This is a genomic window from Actinomadura violacea, assembly GCF_017573465.1.
GTDB lineage: Bacteria > Actinomycetota > Actinomycetes > Streptosporangiales > Streptosporangiaceae > Spirillospora > Spirillospora violacea.
In genome coordinates, this window is record NZ_JAGEPF010000006.1 from 93,501 (window position 1) to 110,559 (window position 17,059).

Sequence of the window (17,059 nt, forward strand, 5' to 3'; positions counted from 1 at the left end):
GTCAACGGCCTTCGCGCAGTGCGGTCTTGACGACCTTGCCGGTGGCGTTGCGGGGGAGCGCGCCGGTGAACTCGACCGTGCGGGGGCACTTGAAGTGCGCGATCCGGGTCCGGATCCAGGCGATGAGGTCGGGCCCGGACGGCGCGGCGCCGGGGACGGGGACCACGACGGCGTGGACGGCCTCGCCCCAGCGCTCGTCGGGGACGCCGATCACCGCGACCTCCGCCACGTCGGGATGCTCGGCGAGCGCGGCCTCCACCTCGGCCGGGAAGATGTTCTCCCCGCCGCTGATGATCATGTCCTTGGCGCGGTCGACGACGAACAGGTAGCCCTCGGCGTCGATCCGGACGACGTCGCCCGTCCGGTACCAGCCGTCCGGGGTGAACGCGGCGGCGGTGGCGTCCGGGTCGCGCCAGTAGCCGCTGGTCAGCGAGTCGCCCCGGATCAGCAGCTCGCCGGGCTCGCCGGGCGGCACGTCCGACCCGTCGGGGGCGACGACGCGGACCTCCCAGCCGAGGGTGACGTTCCCGGCGCTCGGCAGGTGCGGGCCGTCCGGGACGTGGTCGTCGGGGTGCAGCAGGCTGATGAACGACTGGCACTCGGTGTTGCCGTAGATCTGCCGGAACCGGCAGCCGAGCGTGTCGAGGGCGGCGCGCAGCGACGCCGGGGTGATCGGCGCGGACCCGTACTGGATCTCGCGCAGCGACGACAGGTCGGGCCGGACGGCGCGGCCCCGCACCTCGGCGACCAGCATGTCGATGAGCGTCGGCCCGGCGGTGAAGAACTCGACGCGGTCGGTCTCGATCGCGTCGACGACGGCGTCCGGCTGGAACGCGCCGTGCACGATCAGCTCCCCGGCCGTCAGCACGCACTGCATCGCCTGCGCCCACCCGGCGAGGTGGAACAGCGGCATGAGCTGCAGGTGCCGGGACCCGGGGACCTGGTCGCCGATCTCGATCGCGAAGCCGGACAGGCTGCGGATCAGCGAGGCGTTGTCCAGCGGGATCGCCTTCGGGCGGCCGGTCGTGCCGCTGGTGTGCATCAGCCCGAACACGCCCGTCGCGGACAGCCGTTCGGTCGGACGGGGCGGCGGGGGAGCGTCGAGGCCGGCGTCGGGGAACCAGCCGCCGTCCGCGGTCCCGATCGCGACCCGCGCGCGCAGGCCGGGCGCGGCCGCGTCGACCGTGCCGGCGAACGCGGGGTCGGCGACGGCGGCGACCGGGGTGAGCAGCGCGCACAGCCGCGCCAGCTCGGGCGCCGCGAGCCGCCAGTTCACGAACGCGGGGATCGCGCCCGCCCGCATCAGCGCGAGCGCGTGGACGAGGAAGTCGGCGCTGTTGCGCGCCATGACCGCGACGACGTCGCCGTCGCCGATCCCGAGCGCGGCCCAGCCGCCCGCGCGCCGCTCCACCGCGTCCAGCAACTCCCCGTAGGTGAGGCGGGCGCCGCGGTCGTCGCGGACGGCGGTCCGGTCGCGGTGCGCGGACGCGCGCCATTCGAGGACGTGGATCCAGCTCTGCACGGCCGGTGCCCCGTCAGCCCTGGAGGGGCGTGTCGCGGTCGGCGGCGGTGCGCGGTTCGTGCGCGACGTCCTCGGGGGTGAAGTCGCGCAGCCAACACGCGAACTCCAGCAGGATGCCGTCGGGGTCCTGGAAGTAGAAGGACCGGACGTAGACGCCGGGGTGCATCTCCCGTGCGACCTGGGTCTCGCTGTCGTCGTGGTTGACGATCGGCGCGACCTTGACGCCCTTGGCCTTCAGCCTTGCCCGGTACTCCTCGAACATGTCGGGCGGGACGTCGAACGCGACGTGGTTGAGCGACCCGATGCCGCTGATCCACTCGCCGAAGCCGGGCACGGTCACCGGCGCGGCGACGCCGGGGCTGGCCTCCGGGGAGTTCGGGAACCAGAAGAACGCCAGCGAGTTGCCGTTGCCCGCGTCGAAGAAGAAGTGCTGGCCCATGCCGTCCGGCAGGTCCAGCGTCTTGATCAGCTTCATGCCGAGGACGCCGCTGTAGAAGTCCACGGTGCGCTTCATGTCCGAGCAGACCAGCGCGACGTGGTTGAAGCCGCGGATGCGGAAGGCCGGCTCGCCGCCGGCGGTCGGTGCGCTCATGCTCACTCCTCGGGTGCGGGTAATCTAATGCTAACGTCAGATTTATATCCTCCCTCGCGCGGTCCCGGCTGTAAAGGCCCGGGGGACGCGCCCGGGAGGGGCGCACAGCGTCCCGACCCGAGGAGAAACCGGTGTTAGGTTCAGGTGTGGAGAAGGATCAGACCACGCGTCCGACCGTGCGCGGGCGCAGGACGCTCGCCGCCATCGAGGCCGCCGCCCGCCGGATCATCGCCCGCAAGGGCTTCCTCGCGATGACGGTCGCCGACATAGCGCAGGAGGCCGGCCGCTCGCCCGCCTCGTTCTACAACTACTACGACTCCAAGGAAGACCTGCTCGCCCACTGGGCGGACGACTTCCGCGCCGAGGCCAAGGCTCGCGCGGTGGTCGCCTACAAGCACGGCGTGCCGCCCCGCGAGCGCGTCATGGAGTCGGCGCGCGCGCACTGGATGACCTACCGCGAACGGCTCGCCGAGATGGTCGGCGTCTTCCAGCTCGCCATGATCAACGAGGAGTTCGCGGGGCACTGGCGCGAGCTGTGCGACGACGCCGTCGCGAGCATCACCGAGAGCGTCCGCCGCGCGCAGCGGGAGGGCTACTGCCCCGGCGTGGACCCCGGCCTCACGGCCGCCGCGATCGTCGCGATGCTCAACCAGTTCTGCTACGACCGCCTCGCCGGCGCCGGTGAGGACGCCGACATCGACGACGAGGCCGCGATCCGCGCCCTCGGCGAGATCTGGTACCGCGCGATCTACTGGCGGGCCGACGACCAGGGCTGACGACCTCGGGGGCGGGGGGTTGTCAAACCTCGTGCGCTTCTAACATGATTCCAACGTCAGATTTATATCTTGCAGAGGAGGCCGCATGGGGACGGACGGATCTCCGGCGGGGATGGTCCGGCACTGGGCGCGCACGCGCCCGGACGCCCCGGCGGTGTCGACGGGCGGCGGCCGCTCGCTGACGTTCGCCGAGCTGGACGCGGTGAGCTCCCGCCTCGCCCGCGCGCTGCTCGCCGCCGGCGCCGCGCCCGGCGACCGCGTCGCCTTCCTCGGCCGCGACGCCACCACCTGGGCGGTGACGCTGGTCGGGGCGTCCAAGGTGCGGGCCATGGGGGTGCCGCTGAACTGGCGGCTGTCCCGGCCGGAGACGGCCGAGGTGATCGCCGACGCCGAGCCCGTCGCGGTCGTGTGCGAGCCGGAGTTCCTGCCGCTGCTCGGCCTTCCGGCCGTCGAGGGCGCCGAGCCGCAGGTGGTGGTGGACGGCGCGGCCGTCCCGCTCGACGCGTGGCTCGCCGGCCACGACGCCGCCGACCCGGGGCTTCCCGCCGAGCCCGGCGACGTGGCGTTCCTCTTCTACACCTCCGGCACGACCGGCCGCCCGAAGGGCGTGCAGCTCGCCAACCGGAACATCGCCGCGAACCTCGCCAAGCCCGCCCCCTGGACGATCGGCCCCGGCGACACCGTCTTCGTGCCCGCGCCGACCTTCCACGTGTCCGGCAGCGGCTGGCTGTTCCTGTGCCTCGGCGTCGGTGCGCACGCCCTGTACGTCCGCGACATCGTGCCCGCCGACGTGCTGCGGCTGCTGGAGTCGGAGCGGGTGACGCACGCGCTGGTCGTACCCGCGCTGCTGCAGATGCTGGTCCGCCACCCGGTCGCGCAGGAGATCGACTTCTCCCGGCTCCGGACGCTGATCTACGGCGGCTCGCCGATCGCGCCCGCCGTGCTCGTCGAGGCCCGCGAGCTGCTCGGCTGCGACCTCGTCCAGGGCTACGGCCTCACCGAGACATGCGGGCCGATCACGTTCCTCGGCCCCGCCGACCACGCGCCCGGCGCCCCCGAGCACCGGCTCGCCTCCGCCGGGCGCGCGGTCGAGGGCGTCGAGCTGTCCGTCCGCGACCCGGCGACCGGCGAGCCGCTGCCCGCCGGGGACGTCGGCGAGATCTGGACGCGCAGCGACATGGTGATGGCGGGGTACCGCAACCGGCCCGCCGAGCAGGACGCCGCGATGACCCCGGACGGCTGGTTCCGCACCGGCGACGCCGGCTACCTCGACGCCGACGGCTACCTGTTCGTCACCGACCGGGTGAAGGACATGATCGTGTCCGGCGGCGAGAACGTGTACCCGGTCGAGGTCGAGAACGTGCTGATGAACCACCCCGCGATCGCCGACGCGGCGGTCATCGGGGTGCCGCACGAGCGCTGGGGCGAGACGGTGAAGGCCCTCGTCGTCGCGCGGGGCGGGCCGCCCGCGCCGGACGAGGTGATCGCCTACTGCCGCGAGCGCCTCGCCCACTACAAGTGCCCGACCTCGGTCGACGTCGTGGACGACCTGCCCCGCAACCCCAGCGGCAAGATCCTCAAGCGCGATCTGCGGGCCGCCTACTGGCCCGCCCACGGAAGGAGCGTCGGATGACCGGGCCGGGGCGCGGGAACAGGGTGAAGCGGGCGCTGTGCGGCGGGGAGGTCGCGGTCGTCGTGGCCGGGCACTCCGCCTCGTCCGACACCGCCGACTTCGTCGGGCAGCTCGGCTTCGACGGGCTCTGGCTGGAAGGCGAGCACGGCGCGGTCACCTGGGACCGCATCGGCGACCTCACCCGGGCGTGCGAGCTGTGGGACATGGCCGCCATGTACCGGGTGCGGACGCTGGAACCGTCGCTGGTGGCGCGCGCGCTGACCCTCGGCGTGCACGGCATCGTCGTCCCGCAGGTGAGCACCGCCGACGAGGCGCGGCGGCTCGTCGCGGCCGCCAAGTTCGCGCCGCAGGGCGCGCGCGGGGTGTCGCGTGGGCGCCGCTCCTATGGCCGTCCCGGGTTCCTGGACGAGGAGAACGACCAGACCGTCCTCGTCGTCCAGCTCGAAGACCCGGACGCGCTCGGGAACGCGGAGGAGATCGCCGCGGTGCCCGGCATCGACGTCGTGTTCGTCGCGCCGAACGACCTCGCGCAGGCGATGGGGCACCAGGGCCGCCCGGACCACCCCGAGGTCGCGGGCGCCATCGACGCCACGCTCGCCAGGATCGCGGCGGTCGGCGCGGCGGCGCCCGGCACGCTGTGCCCCGGCGACCAGATCGACCGGTTCGTCGGCCTCGGCGCCCGGTTCCTCTACACCTCCTACGACGCCTGGATCACGGCCGGCGCGCGCGACTTCCGCCGGACCCTGGACGCGGCCACCGCACGGCGCACCGCACGAACGGATGGAGCAGCATGACGATCGAACGCACCTTCGTGGGCCTCCCCTCCCCGGTGATCGGCCGGGCCGGCGCGGGCGGCCACCCCTGCCAGGGCCTCTACCACCGGCGCGCCGGGACGAAGCCGAAGATCGCCTTCATCGCGACGCACTACCAGATCGACTTCTCCGAGCACTACCTCGCCGACTACCTGGCCGAGCGCGGCTTCGGCTTCCTCGGCTGGAACACCCGGTTCCGCGGCGACGAGAGCCACTTCCTGCTGGACCACGCGCTCGTCGACATCGGTGTGGGCGTGCGGTGGCTGCGCGAGGTCGCGGGCGCCGAGACCGTCGTGCTGCTCGGCAACTCCGGCGGCGGCTCGCTGATGGCCGCGTACCAGTCGCAGGCCGTCGAGCCGAACGTCACGACGCTGCCGGGCCTGCGCCTCGCCGCCGGCGTCGACGACCTGCCCGCGGGCGACGCCTACATCTCCGTCGCCGCGCACCTCGGCCGCCCCGACGTGCTCACGTCCTGGATGGACGGCTCGGTCACCGACGAGTCCGACCCGGTCGCGACCGACCCGTCCCTCGACCTGTTCAACCCGGAGAACGGCCCGCCCTACAGCCCCGAGTTCCTCGCCCGGTACCGCGCCGCGCAGGAGGCCCGGAACCGGCGCATCACCGCGTGGGTGAAGGACGAGCTGGCCCGGCTGTCCGCCGCCGGCTACCACGACCGCCCGTTCAGCGTGTTCCGGACGTGGGCCGACCCGCGCATGGTCGACCCGACCATCGAGCCGACGAACCGGCGCCCGAACAGCTGCTACCCGGGCAAGCCGGAGCGCGCGAACCGGTCGGTGTTCGGCATCGCCGCCGCCTGCACGCTGCGCACCTGGCTGAGCCTGTGGAGCCTGGACGACTCGCAGACCCGCGCGCACCCGCACCTCGCGCGGATCACCGTGCCGTCGCTGGTCGTCAACGCCGACGCCGACACCGGCGTGTTCCCGAGCGACGCCGCCGCGATGTACGACGCGCTGGCCGCGCCGGACAAGGAGCGCCACGACCTGTCCGGCGACCACTACTTCCTGACGCCCGACGGCGCGCGCGACGAGCTCGCCGACCTGATCGCCGGCTGGCTCGGCAAGCGCTTCCGATGACCGCGGACGTCCCCGCGGAGATCGCCGCCGGGCTGCGGCGGCTCGGCCTCGCCGGCCCGGAGCCGGTCCGCGGCGAGCCGCTGACCGGCGGCGTCTCCTCGGACGTGTGGCGGGTCGACCTGCCGGACGGGCCCGTCTGCGCGAAGCGGGCGCTGCCGCGGCTGAAGGTGGCGGGCGACTGGCGGGCGCCGACCGAGCGGTCCGGGTGGGAGGCGCGCTGGCTGGCGCTCGCCGCCGGGCTGGCGCCCGGCGCGGCGTGCCGCCCGCTCGGCTACGACGCGGACGGCCATGTGCTCGTCCTCGAATGGCTCGACCCGTCCGTCCACAGGGTGTGGAAGGAGCGGCTCGCGGCCGGCGACGTGGACGCCGCCACCGCGGCGGAGGTCGGGCGGCGGCTCGCCGTCCTGCACTCCGGCGCCGCGCACGGCCCGCTGGACGAGTGGGAGCCCGCGCGGGAGCTGTTCGCGACGCTGCGGATCGACCCGTACCTGACCGCGACGGCGCGGGCGCACCCCCGGCTCGCGCCGCGGTTCGAGGCGCTGGCCGAGGGGCTCGCGACCGCCGCGATCACGGTGATCCACGGGGACGTCAGCCCGAAGAACATCCTGATCGGCCCGGACGGGCCCGTGCTGCTGGACGCCGAGTGCGCGAGCCCCGGCGACCCCGCGTTCGACCTGGCGTTCTGCGCGAACCACCTGCTGCTCAAGGCCGTCTGGCTGCCGGACGGCCGCGACCGCTACATCGAGGCGGCGCGCGCGCTGGCCGCCGCCTATCTCGGCGGCGCCGGCTGGGAGCCGGCCGCGGGCCTGGAGACGCGGGCGGCGCGGCTGCTGCCCGCGCTGGCCCTCGCCCGCGTCGACGGCCTGTCCCCGGTCGAGTACCTCGACGAGGACGGCCGCCGGACCGTCCGGCACGCCGCCGCGGACCTGGTCGAGCGCCCGCCGGACGGGTTCGCCGACCTCACCGCCCGCTGGCTCGACCTCACCTCCGGAGTACACGCATGAGCACCGAGATCACGTCCGTCACCGGCCACCGCCGCTGGGACTCGCGCGCCCGGCCCACCGTCGAGGTCGTCGTGCGCACCGCCGCCGGTACCGGACGGGCCCTCGCCCCCGCCGGCGCGTCCACCGGCTCCGGCGAGGCCGTCGACCTGCGCGACGGCGGCGACGCGTTCGGCGGGCACGACGTGACCCGCGCGGTCGCGGCCGTCAACGCCGACATCGCCGACGCCCTCACCGGCATGGACGTCACCGACCAGGCCGCCATCGACCACCGCCTGGAGGAGCTCGACGGCACGCCCGGCTTCTCGCGGCTCGGCGGCAACGCGGCGGTCGCGACCTCGATGGCCGTCGCGCACGCGGCCGCCGCGTCCCGGGGCGTGCCGCTGTGGCGGCACCTCGACCCGGCGGCGACGCGGCTGCCGCTGCCGGAGATCCAGGTGTTCGGCGGCGGCGCGCACGCGCACGGCCGCCTGGACATCCAGGACCTGCTGGTCGTCCCGCTCGCCGCGGGCTCGTTCGCGCAGGCGCTGGACTGGGCCGCCGAGATCCACCGCAGCGCGGGCCGCTGGCTGGACGAGCGCGGACGGCTCGCCGGGACCGCCGACGAGGGCGGCTGGTGGCCCGCGTTCGACTCCAACGCCGAGGCCCTCGAAGCCCTCGTCGCCGCGATCGAGGGCGCCGGCCTCACGCCCGGCGCCGACGTCGGCATCGCGATCGACGTGGCCGCGACCCAGTTCGGGTCCGGCGGCACGTACCGGCTGGCCCGCGAGGGCCGCGAGTACGACCGGGACGGCTGGGGCGAGGTGCTGCTCGGCTGGCTCGACAGGTTCCCGATCGTGTCGGTCGAGGACCCGTTCGCCGAGGACGACCCCGACGGCATGGCGCTGATCACCAAGGCGGCCGGGGACCGGATCCAGATCGTCGGCGACGACTTCCTGGTCACCGACGCCGAGCGGGTGCGGGCCGCCGCCGCGCAGCGCACCGCCAACACCGTGCTGGTCAAGCCGAACCAGGCGGGCACGCTCACCCGCGCGCGCGCCGCGCTGGACGCCGCCGCCGAGAGCGGTCTCGGCGCGATCGTGTCGGCCCGGTCCGGCGAGACCGAGGACGTCACGATCGTCCACCTCGCGGTCGGCTGGGGCAGCGGCGGCTTCAAGGTCGGGTCGTCCGCGCGCGGCGAGCGCACCGCGAAGTGGAACGAGATGCTGCGCGTCGAGGAGGAGCTCGGCGACGCCGCCCGCTACGCCGGAAACGCCGGACTCGGGCCCGCACTGTGACACCCCAGGTCCTCTGCCACCTCGCGCCCTCCGCGCCGATGCGCGCCCGGCTGGAACCGCTCCTCGACGGGCTCGACGTGCACTGGTGCGCCGAGGACGACGAGGAGCGGTTCGCCGCGCTGCTGCCCGCGGCCGACGTGCTGTGGCACGTCCTGCGGCCGATCACCGCGGACGACCTGGGCCGCGCCCCCGGCCTCAAGCTGATCCAGAAGCTCGGCTCGGGCGTGAACACCATCGACCTGGACGCGGCGCGCGCGCGGGGCGTGACCGTGGCGAACATGGTCGGCGCGAACGCGCCCGCCGTCGCCGAGGCCGCGCTGACGCTGATGCTCGCCGCGCTGCGCCGCGTCGTCCCCCTGGACGCGGCCACCCGCGCCGGGCACGGCTGGCCGCTCGACACCGCGCTGTCCGACCGCGTCGGCGAGATCGGCGGACGCGTCGTCGGGCTCGTCGGGCACGGCGCGATCGCCCGGCGGCTGGAGGCGCCGCTCACCGCGCTCGGCGCGACCGTGCTGTGGCACAGCCCGTCCGGCACGCCCGACGACCCGTCGTGGCGGCCGCTGGACGAGCTGCTCGCCGCGTCCGACATCGTCTCGCTGCACCTGCCGCTCACCCCGGCCACCGAACGGCTCATCGACGCCGGCCGGCTCGCCGCGATGAAGCCGGGCGCGATCCTCGTCAACACCTCGCGCGGCGGCGTCGTCGACGAACCGGCGCTGGTCGAGGCGCTGCGCACCGGCCGGCTGGGCGCGGCCGGGCTCGACGTGTTCGCGTCCGAGCCCGTCGATCCGGCGAACCCGCTGCTGGCGCTGGACAACGTCGTCGTGCAGCCGCACGTCGCGTGGCTGACCGGCGAGACCCTGGAGCGCTGCATCGCCATCGCAGCCGCCAATGCCCGCCGCCTCGCGTCCGGGGAGACACTGGAGAACGTCGTCCAGGGAGCGGAACCATGACAACGCTCGCCGACAAGGTCTGGGACCGCCACGTCATCGAACGCGGCGACGCCGACCTCCTCTACATCGACATGCACCTGCTGCACGAGCTGACCTCGCCGCAGGCGTTCGAGGGGCTGCGGCTCGCGGGACGGCCCGTCCGGCGGCCCGACCTCGCCGTCGCGACCGCCGACCACAACGTCCCCACCGGGCCCGACCCGCTGTCCCTGCTCGACGGCCTCGCCGCCCGGCAGCTGCGCATCCAGCAGGAGAACTGCGCCCGGCACGGCATCGAGCTGCACCCGCTCGGTTCGCCCGGCCAGGGCGTCGTGCACGTCATCGGCCCGGAGCTCGGCCTCACCCAGCCCGGCATGACGATCGTCTGCGGCGACAGCCACACCGCCACCCTCGGCGCGTTCGGCGCCGTCGCGTTCGGCATCGGGACGAGCCAGGTCGAGCACGTCCTCGCCACCCAGACGCTCCGCATGCCGCGGCCCCGGACCATGGCGGTCACGTTGCGCGGGACGCCGCGTCCCGGAACGTCCGCCAAGGACCTCGCGCTCGCGGTCATCGCCCGGATCGGCACCGCCGGCGGCACCGGCGCCCTCATCGAGTACCGCGGCGACGCGATCGCCGCGCTGCCGATGGAGGGCCGCATGACCGTGTGCAACATGGCCATCGAGTCCGGCGCGCGCAGCGGCATGATCGCCCCCGACGACACCACGTTCGGCTACCTGGAGGGCCGCGAGCGCTCCCCGCGCGGACGCCTCTGGGAACGGGCCCTCGACGACTGGCGCACCCTGCGCACCGACGACGCCGCCGACTTCGACCGCGAGGCCGTCATCGACGCGGCGGCCATCGGCCCGCAGGCGAGCTGGGGCACCAACCCGGGCCAGACGACCGGCATCGACGGCACCGTCCCCGACCCGGCGTCGTTCGCCGACCCCGCCGAGCGCGCCGCCGCCGAACGCGCCCTCGCCTACATGGACATCGCCCCCGGCACCGCCCTCCGCGACATCGCGGTCTCGACCGTCTTCCTCGGGTCCTGCACCAACGGGCGCCTCACCGACCTGCGCGCCGCCGCCGAGGTGCTGCGCGGGCGCCGCGTCGCGCCGTCCGTGCGGGCCCTCGCCGTCCCCGGCTCCACCCGGGTGAAGCGGCAGGCCGAGGAGGAGGGCCTGGACGAGGTGTTCCGCGCCGCCGGGTTCGAGTGGCGCTCGTCGGGCTGCTCGATGTGCGTCGGGATGAACGGCGACGTCGTCGAGCCCGGTGCGCACAGCGCGTCCACGTCCAACCGCAACTTCGAGAGCCGCCAGGGGCCGGGCGCCCGCACGCACCTCGTCTCGCCGGAGTCCGCCGCGGCGTCGGCCGTCCTCGGGCACCTCGCGAGCGCCGCCGACCTGGAGGACTGATGGACCCCGTCACCCGCGTCACCGGACGCGCCGTCCCGCTCGACCGGTCCGACGTCGACACCGACCAGATCATCCCGGCCCGCTGGATGAAGCGCGTCGAGCGCACCGGCTACGCCGGCGGGCTGTTCGAGAAGTGGCGCCGCGACCCGGGGTTCGTGCTGAACGATCCTGCGTACGCCGGTGCGTCGATCCTGGTCAGCGGGCCGAACTTCGGGTGCGGCTCGTCCCGCGAGCACGCGCCGTGGGCGCTGCGCGACTACGGTTTCCGCGCGGTCGTCGCGCCGAGCTTCGCCGACATCTTCCGCGGCAACCTGCCGAACAGCGGCCTCGTCCCGGTGCAGGCCGCGCCGGACGTGGTGGCCGCGCTGCTCGCGGCGGTGACGGCCGACCCCGCCACCGAGATCACCGTCGACGTCGCCGGACGGCTCGTCCGCTGCGCGGCGATCGGCGAGGCGCCCTTCGCGCTGGACGAGTCGGCGCACCACCGGCTCGTCCACGGCCTCGACGAGATCGACCTGACGCTGGCGAGGAGCGACGCGATCGCCGCGCACGAGCGCACCCGCCCGCCCTGGATGCCCACCGGCCGCCCCTGAACCGCGCCGGCAATAACGGGCGGGAATTGAGGACGCCCGAAAAGAGGAATGCGAGCCGGATACCGCCGGGAAACTTATGATCGCCACGTGCGGTCGCCGGGGCCGCCCGTGGCGAGGGAGAATCCTTGACACCGGAGCACGCGCCTGCCGAGATCGACGTCCGCCAACCCAATGTCGCGCGGATGTACGACTTCTATCTGGGCGGCAAGGACAATTATCCGGCCGATCGCGAAGCGGCGGAGAAGGTGCTGGCGGTGGCGCCGCGGACGCCGGCGATAGCGCGCGCCAACCGCGCCTTTCTGCGGCGGGCCGTTCGGTACATGGCGCAGGACGCCGATATCGGCCAGTTCGTCGACATCGGCTGCGGGCTGCCCACCCAAGGGAATGTGCACCAGGTCGCGCAGTCGGCCCGCGACGACGCCAAAGTCGTGTACGTCGACAACGACCCCGTGGTGCTGGCGCACGCGCGGGCGCTCCTGGCGACCGACGACGACACCGTCGCCGTCCAAGGCGACCTGGTGCGGCCCGACGAGCTGCTGGCCGAGCCGCGGCTGCGCGGGCTGATCGACCTGGACCGGCCGGTGGGGCTACTGCTGATCTCGGTGGCGCACTGCGTCTCCGACGACGCCGTGCTGAAGGACGCGGTCGCGACCTGGTGCCGGGCGCTGGCGCCCGGCAGCCACGTCGCCGTCTCCCACATCGCGCTGCCGACGTCCGGGCCCGACCAGTTGGACGTCGCCCTGCGCGGCGCCCGCGTCTACGGCGAGACGAAGGCCAACACGGCGATGACGTTCCGCGACCGCGCCCAGATCACCGAGATGTTCGGCGGGCTGGACCTGCTGGAGCCCGGGCTGGTCGACCTGCCGGACTGGCGGCCGGACGGGCCGGCGGCGTCCCCGGCGCCGATCCCGCTGCCCGGCGGGCACGACGACGGGCCCGGGTTCTACCTGTGCGGCGTCGCGCGCAAGGGAGAGGACCGATGAGCCACCCGCGAATCGACTTCGACCCGTTCGGCGACCCCCGCCCGGCCGGGACCACCCACCCGATGCTGGACGGCCTCCGCGAGCGGTGCCCCGCCTTCCACACCCCGGCCCAGCAGGGATTCTGGGTCCTGACCAGGCACGCCGACATCCTCGCCGCCTACCAGGACACCGCGGTCCACTCCAGCCGGGCCGTCGCCGTCATCGACCCGAACCCCCGCTACCGGTGGATCCCGGTCATGCTGGACCCGCCCGAGCACACCATGTGGCGGCGGCTGCTGCGCCCGCTGTTCACCCCGGCCCGCGCCGCCGCGATGGAGGGCGCCGTCCGGCGGCGGTGCGCCGAGCTGGTCGACGACCTCGCCGCGCGCGGCTCGTGCGACTTCGTCGAGGACTTCGCCCGCCGCTTCCCCTCGGCCGTCTTCCTGGAGTTCATGGGGCTGCCGGTCGGCAGGCTCGAGGAGTTCCTGGAGTGGGAGTACGCGATCCTGCACGCGCCGTCGGCGGGGTCCGGGCGCGCCGAGGCGATGGGCAGGGTGGCGGCGCTGTTCCAGGAGCTGATCGCCGAGCGGCGCCGGGACCCGCGCGACGACGTCGTCAGCGCCGCGCTCGCCTTCGAGCCGGACGGCAGGCCCGTCACCGACGACGAACTGCTGCAGCTGTGCACCCTGCTGTTCCTCGCCGGGCTGGACACCGTCACGGCGCAGCTGTCGTACTCGTTCTGGCACCTGGCCCGCCACGACGCCGACCGGGCCCGGATCGCGGCGGACCCGAGCATCGTGCCCGACGCCGTCGAGGAGCTGCTGCGCGTCTACTCACCGGTGCTGCCCGCCCGCAGGCTCAAGGCCGACACCGAGGTGCACGGCTGCCCGATGAAGGCCGGCGAGATGGTGATGCTGCCGCTGGCCATGGCCAACCGCGACCCCCGCGCGTTCCCCGACCCGCGGACCGTCGACTTCGACCGCGAGCAGAACCGGCACATCGCCTTCGGCGCCGGGCCGCACCGCTGCCTCGGCTCCCACCTGGCCCGCCTGGAACTGCGCGTCGCGCTGGAGGAGTGGCACCGGCGCGTCCCCGACTACCGGATCGCGGACGGCGCCACGCCCACCGAGCACGCCAGCCTCATCCTCGGCCTGGACACCCTGCCCCTCACCTGGACGGCCTGACCGAACCGCGTTCACTTGCGGCGTGTCGTCCTTATGGCGCGGTCCATAAGGACGACACGCCGCAAGTCAACGGGTGGGGCGGTAGGGGTCCAGGCAGCGGCTCTGCGCCGGGTCGAGGTACTCGTCGAGGCGGGCGATGCGGTCGTCCTTCACCGTGACGATGAAGCAGGCCCGCAGCGCCAGCTCGTCGCCGTTCGGGACGACGCCGCGCAGCACGTGCTGCTGGACGTAGCCGTCCGGCGTGAGCCGGCGCTGAATCTCGGTGTAGCGCATCTCGCGGAGCGTGCCGGTGAGCCAGCTCAGCACCCGCAGGTTCTCCTCCGGGCCGATCACCTTGTCGTCGGTGTTGTGCCAGATCTCCGCGTCCGGCGCGTAGAGGGACGTGCGGATCGCGTCCAGGTCCCCGGCCTCGACGGCGGCGACGAACTCGTCCGCGAGACGGTCGATGGATCGTTCCACAGCCCTCAGCCCTTCTGCCCGCGCAGCGGCACGGTCATCAGGTCGTTGCCGACCACCACGGGCCCGCTGAACGACTTGCGCGCGCCCTGGTACCAGGTGCGGTCCGGCACCATGCTCGGCTTGGCCGGGCCCAGGTGGCTGAGCACGAGCCGCCGCGCCGACGCCCGCCGCGCCACGTCCCCGACCTGCGTGACGTCGGTGTGCGCCTCCTTCAGGTGCTCGATGAACGCCTCGTTCTGGTTCTTGTCCTTGTAGTAGTCGACGCTCACCGCCTCGTGGACCAGGACGTCGCTGCGGTGCGCCAGTTCGATGATGTTCTCGTGGTACGCGGTGTCACCGGAGAAGGCGATCACCCCGTCCGGCGTCTCGACCCGGAACCCGAACGCCGGGAACACCAGGCCGTGCGCGCCGAGCGTCGCCTGCACCCGGATCCGGTCGTCCTCGAACACCGTGAACGGCCGGATCCGCGGCGCCCGGTTCTTGATCGGGTCGGCGCCGGTCCGGGACACGTCGATCTCGGTGAGGTTCAGGATCGACTCCGGATGGATCGGCGTCGCGCCCTCCCGGCCGTAGATGTTGAACGTGTAGGCGTTCGCGTCCAGGCTGCCGTTGATCAGGTCCTTCAGGCCCGGCGTCGGGTTGGCGGGGTTCGCGTTCGGCACCGGGCGCGGCCCCGCGAACGGCGGCCCCATCCCGCCCGCCGGCCCCGGCCCGAGCACCTGCACCGGCGCGACCAGCGCGTCACCGTCCGGGCTGGCCTGCGCCAGCATCAGGTAGTTGAACAGGTCGGCGGTGTGGTCGGCGTGCAGGTGCGTCACGAAGACGGCCCGCAGCGACTTCAGCGGCAGCCCCGCCCGCACGTACTGGCTGGCCGAGCCGCGCCCGGCGTCGAACAGGTACGTCCGGTCGCCGACGACCACGGCGCTGGAGATCCCGAACCGCTCGGCGATCGGCACCGGCCCGCCCGCGGTGCCGAGCAGCACCAGCCGCGTCCGCGCCGAACCCGGCCGGCCGCGGTCCGGCGCCGGCGCCGCGAGCGCCCGCCCCGGCATGCCGACGGCGCCGAGCGCCGCCACCCCCGCCACCGCCGCCGACCCGATGACGGCCCGCCGCGAGGGCCGCGCCTCCGCCGTGCCGTCCGCCTGCCCGTTGCACATGTCCGCTCCGATCCGTCCAAGGATGAAGCTGACATTAGGTTCATAAACTGGTGATGTGCAATACCCCGGCGCGCTCCAATAGTGGGCCGTCCTTAAAAGCTTGACACTTGATATCTTGGTTTCAAGATATCTACCGAGGAGGCCGAGGCGATGGGTGCGGACGAGATCCTGGTCGGCGGGGTCTGGCGGCGCGGGTCCGGAGCGGTCATCGAGTCGCTCAGCCCGCTGGACGGGTCGGTGATCGCGCGCCTGCACGGCGCCGGCGCGGACGACGTGGACGACGCGGTCCGCGCCGGCGCCGCCGCGGCGGCCGACCCCGCCTGGCGCGACCTGCTCCCGCACGAGCGTGCCCGGTACCTGGCCCGGATCGCCGACGGCATCGCGCGGGAGGCCGAGTCGCTGGCCGCGCTGCAGACCCGCGACACCGGCAAGTCGATCAACGAGACGCGGGCGCTGGTGCGCAGCGCCGAGGCCACCTTCCGCTACTTCGCGGCCGCGCTGGAGACGATGGAGGGCGCGGTCACCCCGTCGCGCGGCCCGTACCTGACCATGAGCGTGCACGAGCCGATCGGCGTGGTCGGCGCGATCACCCCGTGGAACTCGCCGATCGCCAGCGACGCGCAGAAGGTCGCGCCCGCGCTGGCCGCGGGCAACGCCGTGCTGCTGAAGCCGGCCGAGTGGACCCCGCTGGTGGCGCTCGCGCTCGGCCGGGTGATCGAGGAGTCCGGGCTGCCGGCCGGGCTGCTGTCGGTGCTGCCCGGGCCGGGCGGCGTCACCGGTGACGCGATCGTCCGGCACCCGGGCGTCGGCAAGGTCTCCTTCACCGGCGGCACCGCGACCGGGCGCGCCATCGGGGCGGTGGCCGCGCAGAAGATCATGCCGGTGTCGCTGGAGCTGGGCGGCAAGTCCCCGACGATCGTGTTCCCCGACGCGGACATGGAGCGGACAGTGGCGGGCCTGCTGTTCGGCGTCTTCTCCTCATCCGGGCAGAGCTGCGTCGCCGGCTCCCGGGTGTTCGTCCACGCGTCGATGTACCGGCAGGTCGTGGACGAGCTGGTGGCGCGCGCGAGCGCGCTGCGCGTCGGGCCCGGGACCGATCCGGCGACACAGGTCGCGCCGCTGGTGACGCACGCCCACCGGGACCGGGTGGCCGGGATGGTCGAGCGGGCCCGGCAGGAGGGGGCGCGGGTGCTGTGCGGCGGCCGGGCGCCCGAGGGCGAGGCGTGGGCGAAGGGCGCCTACTACCTGCCGACGGTGCTGGAGGGGCTGCCGAACGGCTCGGCGACCTGCCAGGAGGAGATCTTCGGGCCGGTGCTCGCCGCGCTGCCGTTCGAGGACGAGGACGACCTGGTCGCGCAGGCCAACGACACCGTCTACGGGCTCGCCTGCGGGATCTGGACCGGCGACCACCGGCGCGCCTGGCGCGTCGCCCGGCGGATCGACGCGGGCACGGTCTGGATCAACACCTACAAGCAGTTCAGCATCTCCACGCCGTTCGGCGGCGTGAAGGAGAGCGGCCTCGGCCGCGAGAAGGGCCGCGACGGGATCTTCGCCTACATGCGGCAGAAGAGCGTCTACTGGGACATGTCCGAAGGCCCGATCCCTTGGGCCTCGTGAACGGCGGCCCCGGTGCCGCGGCCCGGCGCGGGCCGG

The 17,059-nt window shown here is 74.1% G+C and carries 16 protein-coding genes; 12 read left to right on the plus strand and 4 right to left on the minus strand.

The features are described 5' to 3' along the window. Nucleotide 1: 1 nt before the first annotated feature. Together J4709_RS10200 and J4709_RS10205 are read right to left on the minus strand one after the other, a co-directional pair. Nucleotides 2-1,522, minus strand: a complete 1,521-nt coding sequence (locus tag J4709_RS10200) for a class I adenylate-forming enzyme family protein (RefSeq protein ID WP_208239509.1) — start codon at nt 1,520-1,522, stop codon at nt 2-4. Between the two features lie 13 nt (nt 1,523-1,535). Further along, the gene (locus J4709_RS10205; protein WP_208239511.1) at nt 1,536-2,114 is read right to left on the minus strand and encodes a VOC family protein; all 579 of its coding nucleotides are present in this window, start codon (nt 2,112-2,114) and stop codon (nt 1,536-1,538) included. A gap of 146 nt (nt 2,115-2,260) precedes the next feature. Here J4709_RS10205 and J4709_RS10210 point away from each other — a divergent pair, with 146 nt between their 5' ends. The 11 genes from J4709_RS10210 (at nt 2,261) to J4709_RS10260 (ending at nt 13,790) form a co-directional block, all read left to right on the plus strand. Next, nucleotides 2,261-2,890: a TetR/AcrR family transcriptional regulator gene (locus J4709_RS10210; RefSeq protein ID WP_208239512.1), complete on the plus strand. Its 630-nt coding sequence runs from the start codon at nt 2,261-2,263 to the stop codon at nt 2,888-2,890. A gap of 85 nt (nt 2,891-2,975) precedes the next feature. After that, nucleotides 2,976-4,523 carry a long-chain-fatty-acid--CoA ligase gene (locus J4709_RS10215; RefSeq protein WP_208239514.1) on the plus strand — a complete coding sequence of 516 codons (1,548 nt, stop codon included), beginning with the start codon at nt 2,976-2,978 and terminating at the stop codon, nt 4,521-4,523. Then, on the plus strand, nt 4,520-5,317 hold the full coding sequence (locus tag J4709_RS10220; protein WP_208239516.1) for an HpcH/HpaI aldolase family protein: 798 nt from the start codon (nt 4,520-4,522) through the stop codon (nt 5,315-5,317). Before J4709_RS10215 ends, J4709_RS10220 begins: the two co-directional genes overlap by 4 nt. Then, on the plus strand, nt 5,314-6,429 hold the full coding sequence (locus J4709_RS10225) for an alpha/beta hydrolase (RefSeq protein ID WP_208239518.1): 1,116 nt from the start codon (nt 5,314-5,316) through the stop codon (nt 6,427-6,429). The genes J4709_RS10220 and J4709_RS10225 overlap by 4 nt, the downstream gene beginning before the upstream one ends. Then, nucleotides 6,426-7,433 (plus strand): phosphotransferase family protein, encoded by a 1,008-nt coding sequence (locus J4709_RS10230; protein ID WP_208239520.1) that lies wholly within the window; start codon nt 6,426-6,428, stop codon nt 7,431-7,433. The genes J4709_RS10225 and J4709_RS10230 overlap by 4 nt, the downstream gene beginning before the upstream one ends. Beyond that, nucleotides 7,430-8,707 (plus strand): phosphopyruvate hydratase, encoded by a 1,278-nt coding sequence (gene eno / locus J4709_RS10235; protein WP_208239522.1) that lies wholly within the window; start codon nt 7,430-7,432, stop codon nt 8,705-8,707. Before J4709_RS10230 ends, eno begins: the two co-directional genes overlap by 4 nt. Next, the gene (locus tag J4709_RS10240; RefSeq protein WP_307801123.1) at nt 8,704-9,660 is read left to right on the plus strand and encodes an NAD(P)-dependent oxidoreductase; all 957 of its coding nucleotides are present in this window, start codon (nt 8,704-8,706) and stop codon (nt 9,658-9,660) included. Before eno ends, J4709_RS10240 begins: the two co-directional genes overlap by 4 nt. Beyond that, entirely contained in the window at nt 9,657-11,051 is a 1,395-nt protein-coding gene (gene leuC / locus J4709_RS10245; RefSeq protein ID WP_208239524.1) for a 3-isopropylmalate dehydratase large subunit, read from the plus strand. The genes J4709_RS10240 and leuC overlap by 4 nt, the downstream gene beginning before the upstream one ends. Continuing rightward, nucleotides 11,051-11,644, plus strand: a complete 594-nt coding sequence (leuD, locus tag J4709_RS10250) for a 3-isopropylmalate dehydratase small subunit (RefSeq protein WP_208239526.1) — start codon at nt 11,051-11,053, stop codon at nt 11,642-11,644. Before leuC ends, leuD begins: the two co-directional genes overlap by 1 nt. Before the next feature lie 125 nt (nt 11,645-11,769). Further along, on the plus strand, nt 11,770-12,627 hold the full coding sequence (locus J4709_RS10255; protein ID WP_232383276.1) for an SAM-dependent methyltransferase: 858 nt from the start codon (nt 11,770-11,772) through the stop codon (nt 12,625-12,627). Further along, the gene (locus tag J4709_RS10260) at nt 12,624-13,790 is read left to right on the plus strand and encodes a cytochrome P450 (protein ID WP_208239528.1); all 1,167 of its coding nucleotides are present in this window, start codon (nt 12,624-12,626) and stop codon (nt 13,788-13,790) included. The genes J4709_RS10255 and J4709_RS10260 overlap by 4 nt, the downstream gene beginning before the upstream one ends. Nucleotides 13,791-13,856: 66 nt before the next feature. On the opposite strand, the gene J4709_RS10265 is transcribed toward J4709_RS10260, so the two are convergent. Continuing rightward, nucleotides 13,857-14,249, minus strand: a complete 393-nt coding sequence (locus J4709_RS10265) for a nuclear transport factor 2 family protein (protein WP_208239530.1) — start codon at nt 14,247-14,249, stop codon at nt 13,857-13,859. A gap of 5 nt (nt 14,250-14,254) precedes the next feature. Further along, on the minus strand, nt 14,255-15,406 hold the full coding sequence (locus J4709_RS10270; protein WP_208239532.1) for an MBL fold metallo-hydrolase: 1,152 nt from the start codon (nt 15,404-15,406) through the stop codon (nt 14,255-14,257). Nucleotides 15,407-15,556: 150 nt separating this feature from the next. Between J4709_RS10270 and J4709_RS10275 the strand changes: the two genes are divergently transcribed. After that, nucleotides 15,557-17,023, plus strand: a complete 1,467-nt coding sequence (locus J4709_RS10275) for an aldehyde dehydrogenase (RefSeq protein ID WP_208239534.1) — start codon at nt 15,557-15,559, stop codon at nt 17,021-17,023. Nucleotides 17,024-17,059 lie beyond the last annotated feature (36 nt).

Coding starts and splice junctions, on each gene's coding strand:
- J4709_RS10205 (WP_208239511.1), bottom strand. CDS start 2,114: ATGAGCGCACCGACCGCCGGCGGCGAGCCGGCCTTCCGCATCCGCGGC.
- J4709_RS10215 (WP_208239514.1), top strand. CDS start 2,976: ATGGGGACGGACGGATCTCCGGCGGGGATGGTCCGGCACTGGGCGCGC.
- J4709_RS10220 (WP_208239516.1), top strand. CDS start 4,520: ATGACCGGGCCGGGGCGCGGGAACAGGGTGAAGCGGGCGCTGTGCGGC.
- J4709_RS10225 (WP_208239518.1), top strand. CDS start 5,314: ATGACGATCGAACGCACCTTCGTGGGCCTCCCCTCCCCGGTGATCGGC.
- J4709_RS10230 (WP_208239520.1), top strand. CDS start 6,426: ATGACCGCGGACGTCCCCGCGGAGATCGCCGCCGGGCTGCGGCGGCTC.
- eno (WP_208239522.1), top strand. CDS start 7,430: ATGAGCACCGAGATCACGTCCGTCACCGGCCACCGCCGCTGGGACTCG.
- leuC (WP_208239524.1), top strand. CDS start 9,657: ATGACAACGCTCGCCGACAAGGTCTGGGACCGCCACGTCATCGAACGC.
- leuD (WP_208239526.1), top strand. CDS start 11,051: ATGGACCCCGTCACCCGCGTCACCGGACGCGCCGTCCCGCTCGACCGG.
- J4709_RS10260 (WP_208239528.1), top strand. CDS start 12,624: ATGAGCCACCCGCGAATCGACTTCGACCCGTTCGGCGACCCCCGCCCG.
- J4709_RS10270 (WP_208239532.1), bottom strand. CDS start 15,406: ATGTGCAACGGGCAGGCGGACGGCACGGCGGAGGCGCGGCCCTCGCGG.
- J4709_RS10275 (WP_208239534.1), top strand. CDS start 15,557: ATGGGTGCGGACGAGATCCTGGTCGGCGGGGTCTGGCGGCGCGGGTCC.